Genomic DNA, 21097 nt, shown 5'->3' on the forward strand with positions numbered 1-21097 from the left:
GCTCAGTTGGTCAGAGCATCCGGCTCATAACCGGCAGGTCCAGGGTTCAAGTCCCCGATGGCCCACCATTAAAAAATAAATTATTAAATATTTAAAAAACAAAAGAAATGGGAGAAAATGAAATGAAATTAGATGAGAGACAAAAAGCATTTTTGAAAATGTTAGGTAGAGGTTATTTAGCAAGGGCAAATAACAATGTTTTACATTGGTTTGAAAATAAACCGATAAATGACTATAACGCTATGTTTTTAATATCATCAGGAAGTTGTTGTTATATTGATGAAATTGCAAGTATATTTCCTGATTTAAGTTTTATTGAAAAAGTTTCTGAAGATAACACAGAAGCGTATAGTGTAGAAGTGTTGTTAAAAAGTTTAGAAGATGATGAATAGAAAGAATAGAAGAACAGGGAAATTCTATAGTAAAAATGAAAAAGAGATAATGAGCAGGTATGGTTTAAAAGCGACTCCAATGTCTGGCGCCGGATGGATTGCAAAAGAAGATGGATATAATGACTATGTTTTAGCTCAATTAAAATCTACAGATGCCAATAGCTATAAATTGTTATTGGATGATATTGATAAATTAGAATATCATGCAATTGTAGAAAACAAAATACCATTATTCATTATAGAATTTTTACAAAGAGATGAAGTATATTTTGTTTTAAAACCGAATGATTTAGTAAAATTAAGTAAATATTTAGAATTAGGTGAATATAAAGAAACAAAAATATTAAATGAGTTAAATGAAAAAAAAGAAAAAGAATTAAATAATAATAAAAGAAAAAAAATTGAAAGCTCAAATAAAGCGAGAAAGCGTTTTTATAAAGAGCTTGAAGAAGAAAGGAAAAAGAAAAGTGAAAAATTTAGAAGAAGATAGTTTTTTAATGAGATGTGATTTAAAAAATGAAATGAAAGAAGTAAAAAAGTTTTTAAATAAAAAATTAATAAAAGGTGAAAAATATAGTTTGAAGAGAAAAGAAAGCAATAAAATGCCGGTTTTTATTGAAAATAATGAATTTTTATGTATGTCGGGTTTTGATAATTGTATGCTTACTTTTAAAACAAATTCAGGCTATAAAATAAATATATTAATAAAAGATATATGTTTAGGTTTTATTGTTATAAAAGATAAAAAGGGAGAAATTTTATTAAAATGAAAAAGGTAAAAACAAAATTAGAAGTGCAGTATAACGGACATTCTATTAAAAAAAATGGATCGGTAGATTTAAAGTTTAAGTCTCCATATTCAGAGTTAGTAAATAGTTTAAGTTTATTACAACTAATAAATTGTAATATTGAAATAAAAGCAAAAATAAATAATAAACCGTTTGATATAGGTGTTTTTTATTTAAATAGTTTAATAGTAGATAGAGATGGAGAATCTATTATTAAATTTAATACAGAGATTGAAAATGTAGAAATTGAAAATTTAAATGAACTTGTAGAAAGAGAAGCGATTATATTCATATTATGTTCCGGTATGATTGATGAAGACGATGAGGAAGAGGAATAGATAAAATGAAAGAAGGTCTGTCATATATTGCTTTAAAAAATATAGCAAAAATAGTAAAAGATATAGAATCAGAAGTAAATGAAATTATTGAAAATTCTAATTTAGATAAACCAATAATTTCAAATATTATAATTTCAAAAAGAAATATGGGTTATAACAAGATAAAAGCGGAAATTAAAAATTTTAAAAAGAAAACAAAAGAAAATAAATAGTGGGAGGAGAATAATGGATAATGGATATAAAGTGATAACTTCATGCAATATTTCAGATTATAAAGAATTTGTAGTGTCAGAGAATAAAAATGGTGATATAGTTTTAGCTAAAAGGTTTGTAGTTTCTGATGGAGGATACGAAAGGTATATGTACGAAAAGGGCAGTATTGTTTTAGGTAGATCTGAGTTTGATAAATTTATTGAAGGTATAAATAAATATTTTTTATATAAATAGGGTAAAAAGTATTTACAGATTGTGATAAATATGATATTATAATTGTGCAGGAAGGAAAATTTAAACCTTTAAATTGAGAAAGTTTAAGAAAGAAGTTTAAGAAAGAAAAGGAGAAAAAAAGAAATGGCAAAAAATTGGACAGTTGCAGAATTAGGAAACGCTTTAATTGCAGGTGGGGATGAGGCAATGGAGGCTGTCGCAGATGCAGGAAAGAGATTTCCAACAATCACAACGATCATGAGTTCCCTTGTATCTTCTATGCCGAATGAAAAAGCAATGGAAAATCTGAAGAATTTCTTCAACGCTGTACCTGAATGGGGTACGATTCGCAAATTTGATTCTATCATTAAGGTAGAAGCTTCTGAGGAAGAGGAAGAAGAAGTAGTTAAGCCAGCAAAGAAAGCGACTGGTAAGAGAGGTAGACCGGCAAAGAAGAAGGTAGTTGAAGAAGAGGACGATTTTGACGAAGAAGAAGATGATGAGGAAGAGGAAGAAGAAGTAGTTAAGCCAGCAAAGAAGAGAGGTAGACCGGCAAAGAAAGCACAGGCACCTGCTAAGAAAAAGAAGAAGGTAGTTGAAGAAGAAGATGATGAAGATGATGATGATTGGGATATTTAATGACTAATATCTTTTAAATTTTGCCTGTACTTGGAAAACTTAATATGTTTCAAGTACAGGCTTTTTTAATTAAAAAAAGAGGTAAAATAAAAAATGAAATTAAATGAAATCCCAATGTTAGATTGCAGGGAAAAAGAAAATGTTAAATTTTTAATAGAAAAGTTTAATGAAATGAAAATGATAAAAAATAAAAATTTATCATATAGAAATTTTAAAAATGATTTTGATAAATTTGCAGAATTGTCGTATAAAATTTGCTCTAAAACAGATTTAGATATTACAACAATAATGTACTTTAAAAACAGGCAAGTTTGTCATTTGATAAAAAAAGGAATGAGTAATAAACAGAAAAAAGAAGGAAAAGATATATATACTTTTGTATCATTAAATTTAAATGAAATGTATTTAAAAATAATTGTATTTTGTTATTACAAAATAATGCATGAAAAGAAAAAGGTGAAATAAAATGAAACAAAAGAAATTGAAGTTAAATATATATACAGATGGATCTTGTTTAAAAAATCCAGGAAAAGGCGGTTGGGCGTACATTGCTACAAATAGCACAGGAGAAATTGTAAAAAAATCCAGTGGTGGGGAGCGTTATACGACTAATAACAGAATGGAAATAACGGCTATTTTAGAAGCCTTGAGTGATTTTAAAAAAATGTTAACAAAAAATAAAATAAGCGAATATGATTTGAAAATATATTCTGATTCGGAATATTGTGTAAATGCTTATAACAAGAAGTGGTTAAAAAAATGGCTTGGAAATGGTTGGAAAACAAATAAAGGTACAGAAGTTTTAAATAGAGATTTATGGGAAGAATTTATTGATTTATCAGATGATTTGGAATTTGATTTAATTAAAATTAAAGGCCATGCGGGCAATGAATTGAATGAAAAAGTTGATGAATTAGCAAGATTATCTGCTTCAAGCATTTAGAGGAATAAATAAAATGAAAACCATTTCTTTTGTTATTGAAAAAGATTTTATAAATAGCTCGGGTGATTTAAAAAAAGCTTATTTAAATGGTTGTAAGTTTGTAGCAAAAAAGATATTAAATAATAAAGAGTTAAAAAATAAATTAGTTTACAGATTTACAAAAGTTTCTGAAACAACAATAACATTGACAGTTTATTGTGTTTTAGATATTGAAAAAGAGAAAGAAAATAATTGTAAAATATGTAAGGAATTTCATAAGTCATTTTTTATAAATGAAAAATATAATTGTAATTCTTGCAATATAAATTCTTTTTTAAAAAAAATATCTGAAAAAGAAATGATAAGTAAAAGTTTTTATAAAGAAAAAATATTAAAATAAAGGAGTGCTAAAATTTGCCGCCAAAGTCAAAAAAGGTATCAAATTATACCGAAGAACAGTTGAGAGGGATGGATAGAAATGAAATAATAGACGGAATGACAGATAGAGAGGTTGCTTTCTGTGAATATTATATAAATGATTATAATATGAAAATGGCGGCCATTAAAGCCGGATATAAAGTAACCACGCTGAAGAATATTTACAAAATAGTAAGGTCGAAACAAAGGGTGATTAATTATATAGCTTGGTTAAAAATAAGGCTATATGATAAAGCCTGTGTTTCGGCTTTAGATATTTTCAATAGTTATGCTAAGCTTGCTTTTTATGATGTTACAGATTACTTTGAAAAAGATGAAAAAGGAAATGTTGTTATAAAAGATTTTGATAAAATTGACGGTCAGGTGATACAAGAAATAAGGCAAACTCCGAATGGAGGATTTATTGTTAAATTTCCTGACCGTTTGAAAGCCTTTGAGAAACTGGAAAATTATATGGACACCAATCCGTATGACTGGAAAAGGAAAATGGAAGAGAAGAAGATCGAAATAATGCAAGAAAAGTTAGTTATTGAAAAATCTAAAGCTGGTATGTTAGATGAAGTAGAAGATGATGGATTCTTAGAGGCGTTGGAAAAAGCCGCTTTATCAATAAATGACACTGAATCAATTGAATCAGAGGAAGAATAATGCGTTATACTTTAATATTTGTTATTGACAAAAAGGGAAACGTACTTTTGTTAAATAGAAAAAATAATCCTGCTATGGGTACTTGGTGTGGCGTAGGAGGGCATATTGAAAAAGGTGAAACGGTAACTGAATGTGCAAGAAGAGAATTGTTTGAAGAAACAGGTATCAGTGATAGTAAAAATATTAAAATTATAGGTGTATATAAAAAGATAAAATCTTATATTTTTACTTTGATTGTAGAAGATTTGTATAAAACTACAAAAAATTTAAATTTATCAGACGAAGGGATATTATTTGTAAAAAATATAAATTGGGTGCTAAACCCTAATAATGTTGGTGTTACAAATGAAACAAAAAAATGTATTAAATATATTTTAGGTAAAACAATAAAGGAATAGAAAATGAAAAAATTAAATTTAAGTTTGATGGTGGATAGCGAAAATGAAACAAAAGAAATTTTATTAGAAATGTTAATGAACTATGATAATTTATATATTTATAAAGTAAAAAAACAAGAGAATGTGATAAACACTGAAACAAAAGAAATAATAAACGGAAGATATAGGATAGATTTTTCTGTAAAAAAAGAAGAAATAGAAGATGCAAATAAAATAATAATGGACGGTAGACCAACTAATGTTTTAGAGCCTTTAATCGAAGAAAATTATGAAAATATTTAAATTAGAATAAGAAAAAATATTTACAAATGATTTTAAATGTGATAAAATAACAAATGTAAGAGAGATAGTAATGATTAAGAGATAGGAGGAAAATGTTATATGACTAATTTTGAAAAATATCATAAAGAATCAATAGAAAAAGGATATACTGCTGTAAAAAATGAAAAACTTACTTCATGTGACGATGTGATGTGTAATGAATGTGATCTTAATAATGAACATGAGGGGTGCTTTATAACATTATTAAGATGGTTTGCTGAAGAATATAAAGAGCCGAAACCGAAGCTGACAGAAAAAGAAATGCATTTATGCAAAGCGTTTGGTAGTGGATATATCGCAAGAGATAAGAGCGGTTCTTTATTCTTTTATATAAGTAAGCCTGAGAAAAGTGTGGTTGTATGGCATCTTGATGAAGATGTTCCTGCAACTTACCTTCCCCAGAATTCATGGTTTTTATTTATCAAATGGGAAGATGAAGAACCACATAGTATTGAAGAAATGCTGACGTGGGAGGTGGAAGAGTAATGGATGAATATCATGTTGGATGTGGTGCTTTTGGTATATATGCTGGGACACTAAGTAATAAAAATAAATCTATGTGGCAAAACAAGACGGAGTGTACAAACGAAGCTATAAATTCTGTTGTCTCATATATGGTCATGGACTGTTTAGGTGGTTATGATTGTAGCAAAGCTACCACCGGAGGATATGAATGGGATCTTAAAGACGGACGTAAGATTGAGTTAAGAATAACGATAAAAGATGATAGACATATATAAGTTGTGATAATAATTGAAAGGATAATATTATGTTAACAACTGGTGAATTAGAAGACATTTGTAAAACATTAATAAAGAATTTGGGTATGATTGTCCAGTTTGTATTCAAATTAGAAATGAAAATGGAAGTTTAAAGAAGCAGATTACGTTATTGATTTTTGTAATGGCTCTGCTGGTGAGTTATATTTAATGAACCATAAGTTTAAAAAAAAAAAAAATGGGAATTGCGAATAATTAGGTGTAAATATGTATGAAAAAAGTATTGAAAAATTATTTAATGTAGTAAATAAAACAATAAAAGAAAAGCATAATGAATATGCTACTGAAGATGATTACCATAATTTTAGAACTGGAGCAATTTTATTAAATGAAACAATACCCGAAGCAATAGCTGGTATGATGGTAAAGCACACAGTTTCAATTTATGATATGATTTGTGAAAGTGCTGAGGGTGCAAATTTTTCTATTGAAAAATGGGAGGAGAAAATAAAAGATAACATTATATATTTAATCAATTTATATTGTTATTTGAATGAAGAAAGTAAAAATGAAGAGAATAAATAGTGGTGAGTTATCTGTTTTATATTTTGAAGATGGAGAAAAAATTAGAAGAATGATTTTGGATGCTTCGCAATATAAAACAAGAAAAGAGATAGCAAGTTATGTAAAAGAGTGTTGGAATATAGAAATAGATGAAAATAAATTAAGCATAAAACCTTTTAGATTATTAGATGATTAATAAAATAGGTGTAAAATGAGAATAGATGTATGTAACCAAAATAATGTTACATTAAGGGTATTTTTTAATTTAAAATTAAGAGAAAAAATAAAACTTTTAATAAAAAGTGGTATGATTTTTGAGTTAGATTTAAAAACTTCAGAAAGATACTGTATTTTAAAATTAGATGAAGATTTAAAAAATAGTAATACTATTGAATTTTATTAATAAAAAGGAGAAATGAAAAATGAATACAAATTTTAAAACAATAATTAAAGAAAAGTCAAGAATGTGTAAAACATATGAAACATGTTTAGAATGTTGTTTAACCAAAAATATGGAAGAATATAATTTTCAAGATTGTAATGAATATATGATTTCTGATCCTGATTTGTTTTTATCTGATATGAATAAATGGATGAGTGAAAATCCGAGAAAAACAAATAGCGATTTATTTAGCTATAAATTTAAAAATAGACCGTGGGCTGAAAAAAATGCAGATGGTTTTATTAGGTGTGGATATTTTTCTAATTGTGAAGAAATGATACCTTGTAGTGATTGTCCATGGTGGTTTGAACCAAAAGACGCAGAGTGGGATGAAAAAAAATATGAAATGCCGGTTAAGTCAGAAAGTAAAGTAGAAAGCATAGAGAAGACTATAGAGGCAGATCAAGAGTTAGTAGAGGATAAGAATGTAATGGAGAATGAAAATACTGTTGAAAGTGATTTAAATGACTCGGAAGAATATGAAGAGGAAATTGAAGAAGACAATGAATATATTGATGAAGAAAGATCTGATGAGGTAGAAGAATGGGACAATTAGGAGATAAGAAAAATTTACTTGATAATTTGTTAGAAAGATATGGAAATGATTTTAGTGCAATGATAAATTTTCATGGAGAAGAAATATCAAAATTTATATTAATTGAAGAATGTTCTGAATTGATACAATCATCTGTAAAAATGCTTAGAATGAAAAATTATTCAGATTTTCTGAAATATAGAGCAAGTTTATTAGAAGAGAGCGCAGATGTTATTATTTCTCTCTATATTTATTTGAAAGCACAAAAAATAGATTTAAAAGAGTTAATAGAAGAGATAGATATTAAAATGAAAAGAAATATAAAAAGGATAAATATTGAATAATGTCTAACAGAATTAAAAAAAATAGAAAGAAAAAGAAATTGGTAACAAATAAAGAAATTGAAAAAATAAAAGATGATATTACTAATGATGCAATTAGAAAAGCCTTTATATTAATGTTATGTATTCCAACGATGGTAATACATGATAAATATGCAAGTTTAATGAAAAAAGTCGATGAACAGAATAGAAATAGAGAAGAAAGGTTTATAGATTTTTGCTTAAATAATTATGAGTGTATTTTAGAAAATAAAGTTGAGCTAAGAGAATTAGTAAAAATATTAAAAGAAGAAACAGGAGTAGATATATCTAATATAACCTGAGGGATTAAAAATGTATATAAAAGAAATAAATAAATTAATAAATAAGGTTAAAAATGATAAAAAATTATTAAAATGTGGAAATTATAAGTATAATTATAGCTTGGCCTTGTCGCAAGACAAGGAGGGCTATTTTTATTATTGTTACAAAGGTGAAATAATATTTAAATTTAATGATAAAAAGTTAAATGAAAAAGGTTTAAGGGTATATTTGAATAAAAATGATTTAATAAATGATGTAATATTATCAAGTATTAAAGATAATAAAAGAAAAAGATATAAAGAGTTGAAATGTATACCTGAAATTAAAGATATTAAAAAAAGATCTAAAAAAATAGAAACAATGAGTATCTTTGTTATTGATAAAAAGAATAGAGTAGCGGTGCAGTCTGAGCATTTAACAAGTGTATATAAGGTTTTAGGCGAAGATGTGAAGATTTACTATCGAAGACAAAAAGATCCTGTCAGGATAAAATCAAATAGAGGATACGCACTTCTGTATGGAGTGCACTTATTAAATGATGAATATTTTTTATAATATATTTAAAAATATATATACAAAATAATAAAAGTGTGATATAATTTAGATATGAGTTAAGGAGGTAGAAAAATGAAAAAAATGATTTTAGAAATAATAACCGGTGGAATAGTAGGAATATCTGTTATGTTTTTATTGTATATTGCGCCTACAATTTTAATGTAATTTGAGGACAATAAATTGGAAGAAAAAGAATATAAAAGTGTTATTGAAACATTGATAAATATAGCCGAAGAAATACAAAGTTTTAGAGGTAGTTATGTTATGATTCCATATGATGAAACTATATCTAAAAAATTGTTAGTGGCGGCAGATATGATGAGGGTGAAATATGAAAATAAAAATAGGTAAAAGATATTATTTAAATGCAGACAGCAATTGTTTTTTTATAACTAAAGTAAAAATACCTAAAGATAAAACAAAAGATAAATATGAAATAAGAGTTAGCGGTTATCATAGAAATTTAGAAGATTTAATATTAAGTTTTATTGAATATGGAGTGAGAATGACAGATAGAGAATTAGAAGATTTAAAAGAGTTAGCAGAATATATTGAAGAATTAAAATTAGAAGTAAAATCATGGAATTTGAATAAAATAAAGTTAAGGTAGAATAAAAAATGAAAATATTAGATAAGTTATTTTATATTTGTTTAGGTGTAGTAATAGGATTAGTAGTATCATTAATATTTATTTTGATATTATAGTTTATATGGTATAAGAAAATGGAAGTAAAAATAAAATATGAAAATATGTTTGTTAAGTTTGAATTTTCAAATATAGATTATAAAATAAAATCAGATTTAACAAAGATCTGTCATTTAACTTTGTTAGAGAATAAAAAAGAAGAATATAAATGTGCAGATTTGATAGAAAATTGGAATAAAATTATTGAACAAATAGAAAATGAAAAAAGAAAAATAAAAAAATGGTGGAAATTATCAAAATCAGAAAAAGAAATAGAACTGATAAAATTACAAGTGCAAGCAGAAATAAAAAGAACAGAATTAATATCTATAAAAGACAATATAATAAATGAAGAAAATATATTGAGAAAACAATTAAGAAATGTTAAAAAATATTTAGATAAAAATGGATTTATTTTATCAAAAGAGATTAAAGGCATAGAACAAATATGGCAAAAATAAAATGCATCTATTGTAATAAATATCCGAAAGAATGGACTTGCACATTAAATGGTTTAAAAAATATGTATTATTATAAATGTTCTAAATGTGGTTTTAAAACAGAAAAAACAAGAAAAGAAGCATTAGAAGAATGAAATAAAATAAATGTATGAAGGTTATGATATTATAAATGATAAAGCAATATTCCATCCGGCATATTATTTAAATGAAATTAGAGAATATTATAATATGTCAAAAGAAGAATTTGTAAAAATATTAAATATAGAAAAAGATAAAATGTTAAAATTATTAAATTATGAAATAAGCATAGATGATAATATAGCTGATGGTTTAGAACAATATTTTGATATTAGTAAAAATTATTGGTTAAAATTGCAATATAAATATGATATTGATAAAAGTAAAAATATAGGGGTAACAATGTTAAATGAAACAAAAGTTAAGTAAACAAGAAGCAGTAATATTGTTAAGTCAAATGTATTTACCATGGTTTAATGAAAAAGAAAAAGAAGCTATTACAATGGCGATAGAAAGTTTACAAAATGATTTAAAGAAAGAAAATAATAATGAAGTTTGATATATTTTCAAAAAAACAACTAATTGTTTTAACATGGTGGACATCAAAAAGTAAGTTTAAAAATCAAAAAGGCATTATTTGCGACGGATCAGTAAGAAGTGGCAAATCTTTAAGCATGAGTGCTTCATATATATTTTGGGCTATGAAAAACTTTGATGGTCAGCAATTTGGTATGTCTGGAAGGACAGTAGCCTCATTTAAACGTAATGTTATTTTTTGGTTAATACCTTTGTTAAAATCAAGAGGTTATAAAGTAGAATATAAAGACGATACATTAATAGTAAGAATAAAAGATAAAGAAACAGGTAAAGTAAAAATAAATCATTTTTATGTATTTGGTGGAAGGGATGAAAGTTCTTATGCTACAATACAGGGAATGACAGCGGCAGGATGGTATTTTGATGAAGCCGCTTTACAACCTCAATCTTTTGTTAATCAGGCAATAAGTAGATGCTCTGTAAAAGGTAGTAAGTTATGGTTTAACTGTAACCCGGATATGCCTAATCATTGGTTTAAATTAGAGTTTATTGATAAAGCAGAAGAATTAAATATGTTACATATACATTTTACCATGGACGATAATCCATCTTTAGATGAAGAAGTAAAGCAAGATTATAAAAAAAGATTTACAGGAGTTTTTTATTTAAGATATATATTAGGACTATGGGCTTTATCCGAGGGTATAATATATGATATGTTTACTGAAGAAAATAATGTATATTTAAATTTAGATGAAAGTATTAAATTAAATAGTACAAGATATTTTGCAATAGACTATGGAACAACAAATCCTTTCGTAGTGTTAGATATATATGATAATTGGGATGTGTCATATCAGGAAAACGAAATATATTATGATAGTAAAAAAGCACAAAAAAGACTTCCGGATATAGAATATTTAAGAATGATAAAAGAGCTTGAAAAAAAAGAAGAAATACCTGTAACTAAAATAGTGGTAGATCCAAGTGCAGAAAGTTTAATTGTTTTGTTAAGAAATGAAGGATATGTTGTTAAATTGGCAGATAACTCAGTAAGAGAAGGAATAGTGTGTACAAGTTCTGCTTTATGGCAGAAAAAATATAAAATAAATAAAAACAATTGCAAAATGACAATCTCCGAATTAGGTGGATATGTATGGGATGATAAAGCAAAACAAAGAGGAGAAGAAAAACCTGTTAAGTTAAATGATCATGCAATGGATGCAATGAGATATTTTATCAATACAATAATGAGAAAAAGAATATTGGGGAGGGCATAAAATATGAAATACGATAAAATAATAAATTGTTTTATAAATGATAGTGATATAAAAATAGATAAATATGGTGTAATTAGGGGTAATTTAAATATAGAATTTATAGTAGATAAAGAGGATTCAGATTTAATAAAATTATTAAGATTAATAGAATATAATTGTAATATTGGACACTCTTTTATTTGTGAGGTAGAAGGAGAAAAGTTTTTTATAGATGGTGATGGTAAGTGTAGGTTTAATATTACAAAACAAGAAGATAGAGAAAAAATCAAAGCTATAATTGAAGGAGAAATTTAAATGATAAATAAAAGCATGTTAAATAAGTTATATGAAATAGAAAGTATATCATTTGGTGAAATAAAGAAAAATAATTTTAATTATAATATACCGTATGTTAATAAATTTAAAGAAATAGAATTATTAGTAAATGATATAATACAAGATATAAAAGAAAAAGAAGAAGAGGAGAGTAATTAAAAAAAAGTATTTACAAATTTTTAAAAGTATGATACTATAAATATAGAAATGATAGTTATTAGATGTATTTAGGAGGTAGAAAAATGTTTGAAAGAATTGCGCTTCATGAAATGATTTATTGTAGTCATAAAGCAGTTATTTCTACAGTTAAAATCTATGATGAGTATGAAACAATAGTTATGTTTTTAAATGATGGTGAAGAAATAGAAATTGCTCGTTCTAAAACTTTAGATGAAGCAAAAGAAAAGCACAATAATTTAGTAAAGAAATATAATGATATAATATATAATGGGGGTATAAGTAAAAATTTAGGAGTTGAAAATGTAGGACAGTTTGTAAACAGAATAGTTTAGTATTATATAAATAGACATGAAGTATTTATATTTTATGATGTAGAAGATATTTTTATTAAATAACTTAAGGAGAATATAGATGAATAAAGAGTTAAAAGAGATAGCATTAGATTTAGGTAAAATGAATGATTTAGAATTGTCAATTTATTATGAAGTAGCAAAAGAAAAAAATGCAAAATGTATCTAAAATTATAGATGAATTAAATCATTTAAATCATAATGAGGAAGAGGAATATGAAAAGTTTTATTATAAAACAGTGCAAGATAGTGTAAATGAAATAATAGATCTTGTAATAACTGAAATGAGCATGATAGAAGGAGAGTTAAGATGTAGGTTAGATGATATGATAAATATTTTAATTTCAATTGAAAGAGAATTAAAACCATATGAAGTAGAAAGGCTATTAAGAATGTTGATAAAAAGGTATTAATAAATTAATAAATTAGATTGAATGAGGAAAAGTTAGATGAAAGTTTATAAAGTTGCACATGAAAAATAAGTTATTTGATTTAGAAGATTATGATTTAATCTTAGATAATTATTAGGATAAAACTATTCCCTACTTTAGTAGGGATTTTGCTATATAAAGAAATAAGTAAAATGGCTAATCATAAAAAAGACTACGATGTAATATTAAGGTCAAAAAGAGAATCGCAAAAACAAAGAGCACGTTTAAAAAAGAATATAAAAGTTACCGAAGAAGATGTAAGAAAAATAGAAGAGTTAATAAAAAAAGAAAAAGAAAACGGGGTAGAGAAAAGTATATTTAGAACTAAGGGAAATTGCATGTTTATGATAAATAAATTGCTATATAATCCCCGTTTAATCCCAAGAGAAAGGCTTTGTTTTAATTATAAATTTACAAATGAATCCTGTACAGGAAGATTGAGAGACGGAAGAGTTATTTCTGTTAAGATGAAAAGAATTAATAGTAGGAATGTATATAGAATAAAAGTAAATGGAAAAGTAAAAGCAAAATGTATAGGTCAAACAAAAGCTTGTGAAAAAATAAAAGAATTAATTGGTTTACCGGAAGGATGGGATGATGAGCAAGGAAGTGCAAGAATCTTTACTTAGAGAAATAGAAGAAATGGAGCCTATTCTTCAAACAGATTCAAAAGAAATTATAGAGAGTAAATTAAAAAATCAGACAGAAGTATTGAGTAAATTATATACTACGGATGCTTTTCAAAATCAGATGGCGAGATTAGGATTTGGACAGCCTAATTTAAATGAGGGTGCAGAATATCCTTTAACAAGGATGGGTCAAAATTATACATTGTTTACTTCTCTATATAGAAGTTCATGGATTGTTAGAAAAATAGTAGATGTTTTTCCTTCAGATATGTTAAAGAATTGGATAAAATTTAATTCTTCGTTGGATCCTGATAAATTAAGTAAAATAAATTATGTAATACGGAAAACAAAAACAAAAGAAAAAATAAAAGAAGGATTGAGATGGGCGAGACTGTACGGAGGTGCGGCAGGGCTTATTTTAATAGAAGGTGATGAAGATTTAAGTGAACCTTTAGATTACGATCAGATAATGTTAGATGATTATAAAGGACTGTTAATAATAGATAGATGGAACGGTGTTTTTCCTGATTTACAGTTAGAATCAGATATTTCAGATGATGAGTTTGGTTTACCGGAATATTATTCAATTTCTTTATCTCAAGTATCTAATAATTTAAACTTTAAAGAAGGAGATTTAATAAAGGTACATCATTCAAGGATTATAAGATTTAGCGGTAGAGATTTGCCACAATGGGAAAGACAAGCTGAAATGTATTGGGGTGAATCTGAAATCGAGATAGTTTTTGAAGAGTTAAAGAAGAGGGATAATACTTCTGCAAATATAGCAAGTTTAATATTTTTAGCAAATATTAGAGTATTAAAAATGAATGATTTAGGACAATTATTAGGAGCAAGTACACAAAAGGCTCAAGAGAATTTATATAAAGTATTACAAGCACAAAATCAATTAATGTCTAACATGGGAATATATGTTATGGATAAAGACGATGATTTTAATACAGAACAGTATAGTTTTAGCGGATTAAATGATATATATGAATCTTTTATGTTAGATGTAGCCGGTGCTTGTGAAATGCCGGTAACAAAGTTATTCGGCAGAAATCCTGCTGGTTTTAATGCTACAGGAGAAGGAGATTTAACACAATATTATGAAACGGTAGAAGAAAAACAAGAAACTTATTTACAGCCAGTTTTAGATAAATTGTTACCGATTATTTTTATGTCAACCTTAGGAGCAGTGCCAGAGGATTTAGACTGGGAATTTAATCCTTGTATGTCTGTTAGTAGCAAAGATCTTGCAGATTTAGCACAGGCAATGGCCGGACCTATACTTGAAGCGTTTGGAGCTGGCCTGATAACAAAAGAAATAGCTTTGAAAGAATTAAAACAACAGAATGAAAAGACTGGTATGTGGTCTAATATAACCGATGAAGACATAGAGAAAGCAAAACAAGAAGATGAGCAGGGCGAATTGACTGATGAGGAAGAAAATAATCTGGTTAGTGAAATTTCTCCGGAAACAGAAAATAATTTAAATTTAGATAATGAAGAAAACAGAGTAGTTTTAAATAATGATTCGTTAACTTGGATGGATAGGGTAAAGTCTAAATTGAGAAAGTAAGGGTATTAAAATGTTAAACAATATAGCAGGTGTCCAGAAATGTGTTAAAGAATTGTATAGTGATATAAATTCATTAAATAATAATATTTCTAAGTTTGAAAGTATGTTTGATTTAAAAAGAAAAAGACTTTACACTTTTGATTCTAAAAGTTATAATAAAGGAAAAGAAGATGTTAAAATTTCAGATATTATCTCAAAATTTAAAATTAATAGAGAAACCAAGTAGAGATATTATAGAAAATCAAATTAATTTTTTAAATGTAAATTTTTCTTTTAGTGAAGAATGGACAGAAATGAAAAAATTAGTTCAATTTAGCCAAGATAAAGACGATAGAAAAAGAAAAGATATAGATTATTTAGTAAATATTGATTTAGGTGAAGAAAATGATGTAACAATTAAAATGCCTTCTGGAATAAAAGCCGGTATTTTAAAAGTTGCTTGTTATGGAGAAATAGCTGAGGAAGATGAAGATGGAAATAAAATATTTGTAAAAAAAGCAGAAACAAATATTTACAGTATTCCGATAGCAGAAACAGGTATAGATGATGATGATTTAGAACCTACAATTGAATGTGATAAGTTCTTTTTATTTAAACAAATGGAATCAAAAGATGAATGGATTATAAACCATAAATTAAAAAAATATCCAAGTGTGTCAATTATAGATAGTGCAGGTACAAATGTAATAGGAGAGGTTACATATTTGGATGAAAATAGTTTGAGAATAAATTTCTCAAGTATAATGAGTGGTAAGGCATTTTTAAATTAAGAATTGGGGGCTAAAATGATATACTTAGTTAATTTAAATTTATTAGGGAACGAATTGCAAAATGCTGTAATACAACCTGTTGGTGTGTTACCTGGAAGTGCAAAAGAAGGCCAAATTGTTTATAATTCTTCTGAAAAGAATTTATATATTTATAATGGATCAGCATGGAAAGTTGTTGGAAAAGAATATACTTTACCTGTTGCATCTTCAAGTACTTTAGGTGGTATTAAGGTAGGTGCAGGGCTTGCAATAAATGATGGTGTTCTTAGTGCAACAGGTGGCGGTGTTGCTGATGCTGTAGAATGGGAAGATGTTTTAAATAAACCTTCAGATTTAGTACAAGATGCTAATTATGTACATACTGACAATAACTATGTTACCGAAGATAAAACAAAATTATCAGGAATTGCCGCAGGTGCACAAGTTAATGTTATTGAAAAAATAAGTGTAAACGGAGCACAGCAATCTATTTCTGAAAAAGGTGTAAATATTACAGTTCCTACACAAGCATCTGATATTAATGCAATACCTTCTTCAGAAAAAGGTGCAAATAATGGAGTTGCATCATTAGATGAAACAGGTAAAGTACCTTCTGCACAGTTACCGAGCTATGTAGATGATGTTGTTGAATATGATACAAAGGATAATTTTCCTGCAACCGGTGAATCTGGAAAAATATATATTGCAAAAGATACAAATTTAACTTATAGATGGTCTGGTAGTAATTATGTAGAAATTTCTCCAAGTTTAGCTTTGGGTGAAACATCTTCAACCGCTTATCCTGGAGACAAAGGTAAAGTTGCATATGATCATAGTCAAATAAAAACAGGCAATCCGCATGGAACAACTTTAAATGACTTTGGGGTTACGTTAAGCTCACAACAGATAAATTCCTTGCCTGATAATATACAGCAGGTTCAGGAATTGTTTGATGGCCTTTCTAATGTTGCTAAAAGCGGAAGTTATGAAGATTTATCAAATAAGCCTAAGTTAGTAAAGATTCAAGAAGGTACACTTCTAAAAACCGAAATAACAAAAACAATTAATGTTACAGGAGGAAAAATATTCTCTGTAATGATATATGATTCTGTTACTTTTGAAGAAGTAATGACAGATAAAACTTATAATGCTGTAAGAAGCCAAGTAAAAATTGATATTGCAAAAGTTCCTACAAATGATTTAACAATTGTTGTATCATATATTGAGGTAGATGCATGAAAAACTTATCCAATGTGACAGAAATACAGGATATAGTAATAAAAGAATATGTAGATTCCAAAATAGTAGGATTGACTGAAGAAGAATACAATAATTTACAAACAAAACAGCAAGGTGTTTTATATTGTATATATGAGGAATAAAAATGCTTTATATAAACAATACGAAAATTAGTGATATAAAATTAAATAATAGAAATATTTCTAAAGTGTATTTAAATAATATATTAGTTTTCCAAAAGAAATATTATTTTACTTTTGATAGTGAAAGTGCAGGATGGGATAAAGGTGAATGGAGTCCGGAAGGAATATTTGTTAGGCCAAAGTATCATTATACTGTTACATATTACTATTATAATTACAATAATACTTATACAGAGGTTGACAAAACACCAGAAGAAAATCAATATGATACTGAATCGTATTTAAATTATATTGTTCCTGATTCAGATTTAGTTTATGATGGAAAAACATATATTTTAGATAATGATAGATCTGTATTGAAAATTTATATTACAAGTAATGAAACAAAAAATAAAATAATGGTTTATTTTGATGTTGATATATGGGATGAAAAAAGTGAAACACCAATAAATTCACCTGACGGAATACCTGATAAGTTACAATCTGTTGTAAATTATTCGTTAAATAATTCTACATATGGAAGTATTCAAAAGACAAGACAAGTTTTAACAATAAATAATGGAAAAATAAATATAAGTAATGTAGCTACAGCTAAAACGGATGGTAAATTTGAATATTGGGAAATTGGAACAGAAAAAATTTATACATCAATTTTATATAAAGAAATAGCTTTAAGTTCTGCGCAGATATTATTTTGTAAAGCATATTTTTCTAAAGTTGAAAATAAACTTTCAATACAAAAGGTTTCGGGTGCACAATATGGATTTGTTTTAAATTCTTCCGGATATTATGAATCTCAAAATAAAGGTATAAATAGTTCTTATTCGTTGTGTAAAATTTCAATTGAATGTACTACAGTATGTAATGTAAAAATAACATACATAAATAGCGGTGAAAATAATTATGATTTTGGAATATTAGGAGAATTAGATACACCTTTAAGTCTATCAAATACAGTAGACTCTACCTATGCACTGAGTTTAAAAGGACAAAGTAGTACAACTGCCGAAACGTATACATATTCTAATATATCTGCTGGAAATCATGAAATATATATTAAATATAGAAAGGACGTATCCGGTAGTTCAGGAAATGACAGCTTGCAATTTAAAGCTGAATTTGTATAAAATGCTAAGTTTTATTTATATTAATTTAAATTTATAAAAGGAGTAAAGTTTAATAATTTAATAATAAAGAAATAAAAAAATATTATTTTAGTTTCGATCAAGAATAAGTTGGTCGGGACAAAGGCATTTGGTTTGTTGAAAAATAAAATTGTAATGAAATGGAGAAAAGATGAGTAAAAAAATAGAAGACCTTTTATATAAAAGATGTGGTGATCCTAAAAATACTTATTATTCCACTCAAGTGATAACGCAAAATGAATATTGTGGTGTTAAAAGATGGAATGATGCAGGATATTTAGGTGAAGGTGTTGTTGTTTGGACAACGGAAAATCATAAAGGAAATTCTTCTGAGCATGGATGTAAAACGCATGATCGTATATTTGATGCCGCACCTGCTTCAACAATTATAAATGCAAGTATTTCTTCCATTTATGATAATGAAAAAATAGAAAAATTTGAAGTTATATATCAACCGTCACATGATTCTAATGAAAGAATCAAATATGATCCAGAAGAGTTTATAAAGAAGTTTAAAATTAAGATTATAACAAGATCAATCGGCGGTGGATTCTTTGAAGATCCTGAAAAAAGTCCAATGGGAAGATTTTGGGAAGAAATGCAGGATAAATATAATCTTATTTTCTTTAATTCTTTTGGAAATAAAGGCAATGAAAATAAGGATGATACCGGAGATCTTGCTATTTATGTTCAGGCATGCCATTTGGACAACAAAGGAAAGCCTGTGAGAGATTACTACTCTTCTACTGGAATTTCAGATCATAATTTTATTGATTTCAGAGGATGGGATAGTGGTACTTCTTTTTCAGCCCCATATTTGGCAGGCAAAACGGCATTATTAATTGAAAGATATGGAGATTTAACACAAGAAGATGTTGTCCAATATTGGAAAGATCATGCAGAAGATTTAGATGTAGAAGGTTATGATAAATATACAGGATATGGCCTTCCAATTCTCGGAGATATAAATGAAGAATATGAGTTTCCAAGTAAAAAAGAAAATGAAGGTGAAGTTGAAATGAAAAAATTTAAAGATATACCAGAAAATGCATGGTATAACGAAGCAATAAAGTATGTTGTAGAAAAAGGTTATATGCAAGGTGTGAGTGAAGATGAATTTAAACCTGATTCACCTTTAACAAGAGCACAATTGGCACAAGTTTTATATAACTTAGATAAAATAAAATAAATAAAATAGTTTAATTTTAAAAGGGAGGTGATAAAATTGGCAGGAATTAATGAGTTTTTAGTATTTAATGAAAATAAAAATAATACTTTAGAAAATGAAACTTATTCAACAGATAAGCAAAGAATTAATGGTTTGACTTCAGGCATAGCAAGATCTAACTTGCAAAATAAATTTCAAAGAAACGTATCTGTAATGACTTCTACTATAGGAAAAATTATATCTGATAGAAATTTAAATGCAATTGAGGATGTAAATGAGTTGGAAGAAGCATTAAAGTTTACTTTTGGTAATGTAGATAGCTGGAAAGTAACTTCTGTTAATTTTAATGTAAGTGATTGGATTGTAGATGATACATTAAAAAAGTATGTTTGTACAAAAACAATAAACGGTATAACTTCGGATGAAGAAGAACAACTTATAATTACAATTCCAAAAATAGAAACAATGGATTTGTTTATGAAATTCGGAATAACAAGTTATAATCAGGCAACAAATACATTAAAATTTAAATGTAAAAGAAAACCTAATAAATTAGTAAAATGCTATGTAGTTTATTGTTATTTAAAATGAGGTGAAATAATATGTTATTAAATCCATTAGGTATGTACTCCTCAGGTGGTACAATTGAGGGGGGGCTCTGGAGGAGCTAAAGAATTTTAAAGAAATAAATACCGAATTAAGTGTTGATAGTACATCAGAACCTTCTAATATTAAAAATGTAAATTTAAAAACAATATTAGATGTGCAAGGTTCAGGAATCGTGCTTGCTTGCTTTACTAATATAGTGTCAGCTTCAAATGTTAACAATGAATTTGTAATAATTAAGGTCACAATTGATGGAGAAATTGTACTTTGGGCTTGTAATAGCTTTTACAATGGATTTGTTTATAGTCAAGGTATAAATGTGGAATTTAATAATCAAAATAATTATTTAGATATATATGGAACATCTAATTCAATTAGTACAACTAATGCTAAAGTTAATTGGAAGACTATTGATGATTGGGATGTAACTTGTACAAAAAGTCTTGAGCATGTTTATACTGTGTTAGATTTGCCTATTATTTTCAATGATTCATTGAAAATACAAACATATTCATTTTGCTTAGATACTTCTAAATCAAGAAAATATGAAGTATATGTAAGATATAAATTAGATGAGTAGGAGGATGCAAAATGAATATAATAAATCAATATGAAAAAGAAGGTTATATTTTTACTGAATATGATAACAGCACTGTTACAAAAGAAATAAAGCAAGTAAGATCTGAAAAGCAAACTGATAATGTTTTGTCTGACACTGAAATAGCAATACTTGATACTTCTTTAAATGTAGAGTATTTAGTTTGCTTGTCAGATTTAAATATATAACTATTTAATATTTAAGGAGGTATT

43 protein-coding genes are annotated in these 21097 nt (G+C 26.8%); all 43 read left to right on the forward strand.

The window, feature by feature from the left end; all coding sequences use genetic code 11:
- The first annotated feature begins 122 nt into the window (after positions 1 to 122).
- The 43 genes from QZ357_RS03240 to QZ357_RS03450 all read left to right on the forward strand — a co-directional run bounded on the left by QZ357_RS03240 (position 123) and on the right by QZ357_RS03450 (position 21073).
- Complete coding sequence (locus QZ357_RS03240) at positions 123 to 392, forward strand: hypothetical protein (RefSeq protein ID WP_290771734.1); 270 nt, start codon at positions 123 to 125, stop codon at positions 390 to 392.
- Positions 382 to 882 (forward strand): hypothetical protein, encoded by a 501-nt coding sequence (locus QZ357_RS03245; RefSeq protein ID WP_290771735.1) that lies wholly within the window; start codon positions 382 to 384, stop codon positions 880 to 882. The genes QZ357_RS03240 and QZ357_RS03245 overlap by 11 nt, the downstream gene beginning before the upstream one ends.
- A complete protein-coding gene (locus tag QZ357_RS03250; protein WP_290771736.1) occupies positions 860 to 1162 on the forward strand; it encodes a hypothetical protein in 303 nt (100 codons plus the stop codon). The genes QZ357_RS03245 and QZ357_RS03250 overlap by 23 nt, the downstream gene beginning before the upstream one ends.
- Positions 1159 to 1518, forward strand: a complete 360-nt coding sequence (locus QZ357_RS03255) for a hypothetical protein (protein WP_290771737.1) — start codon at positions 1159 to 1161, stop codon at positions 1516 to 1518. Before QZ357_RS03250 ends, QZ357_RS03255 begins: the two co-directional genes overlap by 4 nt.
- Positions 1519 to 1523: 5 nt before the next feature.
- A complete protein-coding gene (locus tag QZ357_RS03260; protein ID WP_290771738.1) occupies positions 1524 to 1730 on the forward strand; it encodes a hypothetical protein in 207 nt (68 codons plus the stop codon).
- A gap of 13 nt (positions 1731 to 1743) precedes the next feature.
- Complete coding sequence (locus QZ357_RS03265) at positions 1744 to 1965, forward strand: hypothetical protein (RefSeq protein ID WP_290771739.1); 222 nt, start codon at positions 1744 to 1746, stop codon at positions 1963 to 1965.
- A 123-nt stretch (positions 1966 to 2088) separates the two neighbouring features.
- A complete protein-coding gene (locus QZ357_RS03270; protein ID WP_290771740.1) occupies positions 2089 to 2583 on the forward strand; it encodes a hypothetical protein in 495 nt (164 codons plus the stop codon).
- 93 nt (positions 2584 to 2676) lie between these two features.
- On the forward strand, positions 2677 to 3048 hold the full coding sequence (locus QZ357_RS03275) for a hypothetical protein (protein WP_290771741.1): 372 nt from the start codon (positions 2677 to 2679) through the stop codon (positions 3046 to 3048).
- A 1-nt stretch (position 3049) separates the two neighbouring features.
- On the forward strand, positions 3050 to 3526 hold the full coding sequence (locus QZ357_RS03280; RefSeq protein WP_290771743.1) for a ribonuclease H: 477 nt from the start codon (positions 3050 to 3052) through the stop codon (positions 3524 to 3526).
- Between the two features lie 13 nt (positions 3527 to 3539).
- Positions 3540 to 3905, forward strand: coding sequence for a hypothetical protein (locus tag QZ357_RS03285; protein ID WP_290771744.1), 366 nt, complete (start codon positions 3540 to 3542; stop codon positions 3903 to 3905).
- A 14-nt stretch (positions 3906 to 3919) separates the two neighbouring features.
- Positions 3920 to 4591 (forward strand): terminase small subunit, encoded by a 672-nt coding sequence (locus QZ357_RS03290; protein WP_290771746.1) that lies wholly within the window; start codon positions 3920 to 3922, stop codon positions 4589 to 4591.
- Complete coding sequence (locus QZ357_RS03295; protein ID WP_290771749.1) at positions 4591 to 4989, forward strand: NUDIX domain-containing protein; 399 nt, start codon at positions 4591 to 4593, stop codon at positions 4987 to 4989. Before QZ357_RS03290 ends, QZ357_RS03295 begins: the two co-directional genes overlap by 1 nt.
- Before the next feature lie 3 nt (positions 4990 to 4992).
- Complete coding sequence (locus QZ357_RS03300) at positions 4993 to 5271, forward strand: hypothetical protein (protein ID WP_290771750.1); 279 nt, start codon at positions 4993 to 4995, stop codon at positions 5269 to 5271.
- A 99-nt stretch (positions 5272 to 5370) separates the two neighbouring features.
- The gene (locus QZ357_RS03305; RefSeq protein ID WP_290771752.1) at positions 5371 to 5796 is read left to right on the forward strand and encodes a hypothetical protein; all 426 of its coding nucleotides are present in this window, start codon (positions 5371 to 5373) and stop codon (positions 5794 to 5796) included.
- Positions 5796 to 6050 carry a hypothetical protein gene (locus QZ357_RS03310; RefSeq protein ID WP_290771754.1) on the forward strand — a complete coding sequence of 85 codons (255 nt, stop codon included), beginning with the start codon at positions 5796 to 5798 and terminating at the stop codon, positions 6048 to 6050. The genes QZ357_RS03305 and QZ357_RS03310 overlap by 1 nt, the downstream gene beginning before the upstream one ends.
- A gap of 246 nt (positions 6051 to 6296) precedes the next feature.
- A complete protein-coding gene (locus tag QZ357_RS03315; protein WP_290771756.1) occupies positions 6297 to 6614 on the forward strand; it encodes a hypothetical protein in 318 nt (105 codons plus the stop codon).
- Entirely contained in the window at positions 6598 to 6789 is a 192-nt protein-coding gene (locus QZ357_RS03320) for a hypothetical protein (RefSeq protein WP_290771758.1), read from the forward strand. The genes QZ357_RS03315 and QZ357_RS03320 overlap by 17 nt, the downstream gene beginning before the upstream one ends.
- A 15-nt stretch (positions 6790 to 6804) precedes the next feature.
- Positions 6805 to 6996 carry a hypothetical protein gene (locus QZ357_RS03325; protein ID WP_290771760.1) on the forward strand — a complete coding sequence of 64 codons (192 nt, stop codon included), beginning with the start codon at positions 6805 to 6807 and terminating at the stop codon, positions 6994 to 6996.
- 19 nt (positions 6997 to 7015) lie between these two features.
- On the forward strand, positions 7016 to 7591 hold the full coding sequence (locus QZ357_RS03330; protein ID WP_290771762.1) for a hypothetical protein: 576 nt from the start codon (positions 7016 to 7018) through the stop codon (positions 7589 to 7591).
- Positions 7579 to 7914: a hypothetical protein gene (locus QZ357_RS03335; protein ID WP_290771764.1), complete on the forward strand. Its 336-nt coding sequence runs from the start codon at positions 7579 to 7581 to the stop codon at positions 7912 to 7914. The genes QZ357_RS03330 and QZ357_RS03335 overlap by 13 nt, the downstream gene beginning before the upstream one ends.
- Complete coding sequence (locus tag QZ357_RS03340) at positions 7914 to 8234, forward strand: hypothetical protein (protein ID WP_290771766.1); 321 nt, start codon at positions 7914 to 7916, stop codon at positions 8232 to 8234. Before QZ357_RS03335 ends, QZ357_RS03340 begins: the two co-directional genes overlap by 1 nt.
- Before the next feature lie 10 nt (positions 8235 to 8244).
- The gene (locus tag QZ357_RS03345; protein ID WP_290771769.1) at positions 8245 to 8769 is read left to right on the forward strand and encodes a hypothetical protein; all 525 of its coding nucleotides are present in this window, start codon (positions 8245 to 8247) and stop codon (positions 8767 to 8769) included.
- A gap of 180 nt (positions 8770 to 8949) precedes the next feature.
- Complete coding sequence (locus QZ357_RS03350; protein ID WP_290771771.1) at positions 8950 to 9120, forward strand: hypothetical protein; 171 nt, start codon at positions 8950 to 8952, stop codon at positions 9118 to 9120.
- Entirely contained in the window at positions 9101 to 9379 is a 279-nt protein-coding gene (locus QZ357_RS03355) for a hypothetical protein (RefSeq protein ID WP_290771773.1), read from the forward strand. Before QZ357_RS03350 ends, QZ357_RS03355 begins: the two co-directional genes overlap by 20 nt.
- A gap of 113 nt (positions 9380 to 9492) precedes the next feature.
- On the forward strand, positions 9493 to 9915 hold the full coding sequence (locus QZ357_RS03360; protein ID WP_290771775.1) for a hypothetical protein: 423 nt from the start codon (positions 9493 to 9495) through the stop codon (positions 9913 to 9915).
- A 144-nt stretch (positions 9916 to 10059) separates the two neighbouring features.
- On the forward strand, positions 10060 to 10362 hold the full coding sequence (locus tag QZ357_RS03365; protein WP_290771777.1) for a hypothetical protein: 303 nt from the start codon (positions 10060 to 10062) through the stop codon (positions 10360 to 10362).
- Positions 10343 to 10492 (forward strand): hypothetical protein, encoded by a 150-nt coding sequence (locus tag QZ357_RS03370; RefSeq protein ID WP_290771779.1) that lies wholly within the window; start codon positions 10343 to 10345, stop codon positions 10490 to 10492. The genes QZ357_RS03365 and QZ357_RS03370 overlap by 20 nt, the downstream gene beginning before the upstream one ends.
- Complete coding sequence (locus QZ357_RS03375) at positions 10482 to 11750, forward strand: PBSX family phage terminase large subunit (protein WP_290771781.1); 1269 nt, start codon at positions 10482 to 10484, stop codon at positions 11748 to 11750. The genes QZ357_RS03370 and QZ357_RS03375 overlap by 11 nt, the downstream gene beginning before the upstream one ends.
- Before the next feature lie 3 nt (positions 11751 to 11753).
- Complete coding sequence (locus tag QZ357_RS03380) at positions 11754 to 12044, forward strand: hypothetical protein (RefSeq protein ID WP_290771783.1); 291 nt, start codon at positions 11754 to 11756, stop codon at positions 12042 to 12044.
- Positions 12045 to 12224: a hypothetical protein gene (locus QZ357_RS03385; RefSeq protein ID WP_290771785.1), complete on the forward strand. Its 180-nt coding sequence runs from the start codon at positions 12045 to 12047 to the stop codon at positions 12222 to 12224.
- A gap of 83 nt (positions 12225 to 12307) precedes the next feature.
- Positions 12308 to 12577 (forward strand): hypothetical protein, encoded by a 270-nt coding sequence (locus QZ357_RS03390; RefSeq protein ID WP_290771787.1) that lies wholly within the window; start codon positions 12308 to 12310, stop codon positions 12575 to 12577.
- A 170-nt stretch (positions 12578 to 12747) separates the two neighbouring features.
- Positions 12748 to 13008, forward strand: coding sequence for a hypothetical protein (locus tag QZ357_RS03395; protein ID WP_290771789.1), 261 nt, complete (start codon positions 12748 to 12750; stop codon positions 13006 to 13008).
- Between the two features lie 170 nt (positions 13009 to 13178).
- Complete coding sequence (locus QZ357_RS03400; protein WP_290771791.1) at positions 13179 to 13655, forward strand: hypothetical protein; 477 nt, start codon at positions 13179 to 13181, stop codon at positions 13653 to 13655.
- Positions 13621 to 15237: a DUF1073 domain-containing protein gene (locus QZ357_RS03405; RefSeq protein ID WP_290771793.1), complete on the forward strand. Its 1617-nt coding sequence runs from the start codon at positions 13621 to 13623 to the stop codon at positions 15235 to 15237. Before QZ357_RS03400 ends, QZ357_RS03405 begins: the two co-directional genes overlap by 35 nt.
- A gap of 10 nt (positions 15238 to 15247) precedes the next feature.
- Positions 15248 to 15463: a hypothetical protein gene (locus QZ357_RS03410; protein ID WP_290771795.1), complete on the forward strand. Its 216-nt coding sequence runs from the start codon at positions 15248 to 15250 to the stop codon at positions 15461 to 15463.
- 67 nt (positions 15464 to 15530) lie between these two features.
- The gene (locus tag QZ357_RS03415) at positions 15531 to 16007 is read left to right on the forward strand and encodes a hypothetical protein (protein WP_290771797.1); all 477 of its coding nucleotides are present in this window, start codon (positions 15531 to 15533) and stop codon (positions 16005 to 16007) included.
- A gap of 15 nt (positions 16008 to 16022) precedes the next feature.
- Complete coding sequence (locus tag QZ357_RS03420; protein ID WP_290771799.1) at positions 16023 to 17225, forward strand: hypothetical protein; 1203 nt, start codon at positions 16023 to 16025, stop codon at positions 17223 to 17225.
- The gene (locus tag QZ357_RS03425) at positions 17222 to 17368 is read left to right on the forward strand and encodes a hypothetical protein (protein WP_290771801.1); all 147 of its coding nucleotides are present in this window, start codon (positions 17222 to 17224) and stop codon (positions 17366 to 17368) included. The genes QZ357_RS03420 and QZ357_RS03425 overlap by 4 nt, the downstream gene beginning before the upstream one ends.
- Before the next feature lie 2 nt (positions 17369 to 17370).
- Positions 17371 to 18495 (forward strand): hypothetical protein, encoded by a 1125-nt coding sequence (locus tag QZ357_RS03430; RefSeq protein ID WP_290771803.1) that lies wholly within the window; start codon positions 17371 to 17373, stop codon positions 18493 to 18495.
- A 169-nt stretch (positions 18496 to 18664) separates the two neighbouring features.
- Positions 18665 to 19702 (forward strand): S-layer homology domain-containing protein, encoded by a 1038-nt coding sequence (locus QZ357_RS03435; protein WP_290771805.1) that lies wholly within the window; start codon positions 18665 to 18667, stop codon positions 19700 to 19702.
- A gap of 36 nt (positions 19703 to 19738) precedes the next feature.
- Positions 19739 to 20272 carry a hypothetical protein gene (locus QZ357_RS03440; RefSeq protein ID WP_290771807.1) on the forward strand — a complete coding sequence of 178 codons (534 nt, stop codon included), beginning with the start codon at positions 19739 to 19741 and terminating at the stop codon, positions 20270 to 20272.
- Positions 20273 to 20444: 172 nt separating this feature from the next.
- Complete coding sequence (locus tag QZ357_RS03445) at positions 20445 to 20867, forward strand: hypothetical protein (protein ID WP_290771809.1); 423 nt, start codon at positions 20445 to 20447, stop codon at positions 20865 to 20867.
- A gap of 11 nt (positions 20868 to 20878) precedes the next feature.
- A complete protein-coding gene (locus QZ357_RS03450; RefSeq protein WP_290771811.1) occupies positions 20879 to 21073 on the forward strand; it encodes a hypothetical protein in 195 nt (64 codons plus the stop codon).
- Positions 21074 to 21097 lie beyond the last annotated feature (24 nt).

This window comes from Anaerofustis sp. (genome assembly GCF_019420015.1).
Taxonomy (GTDB): Bacteria; Bacillota; Clostridia; order Eubacteriales; family Anaerofustaceae; genus Anaerofustis.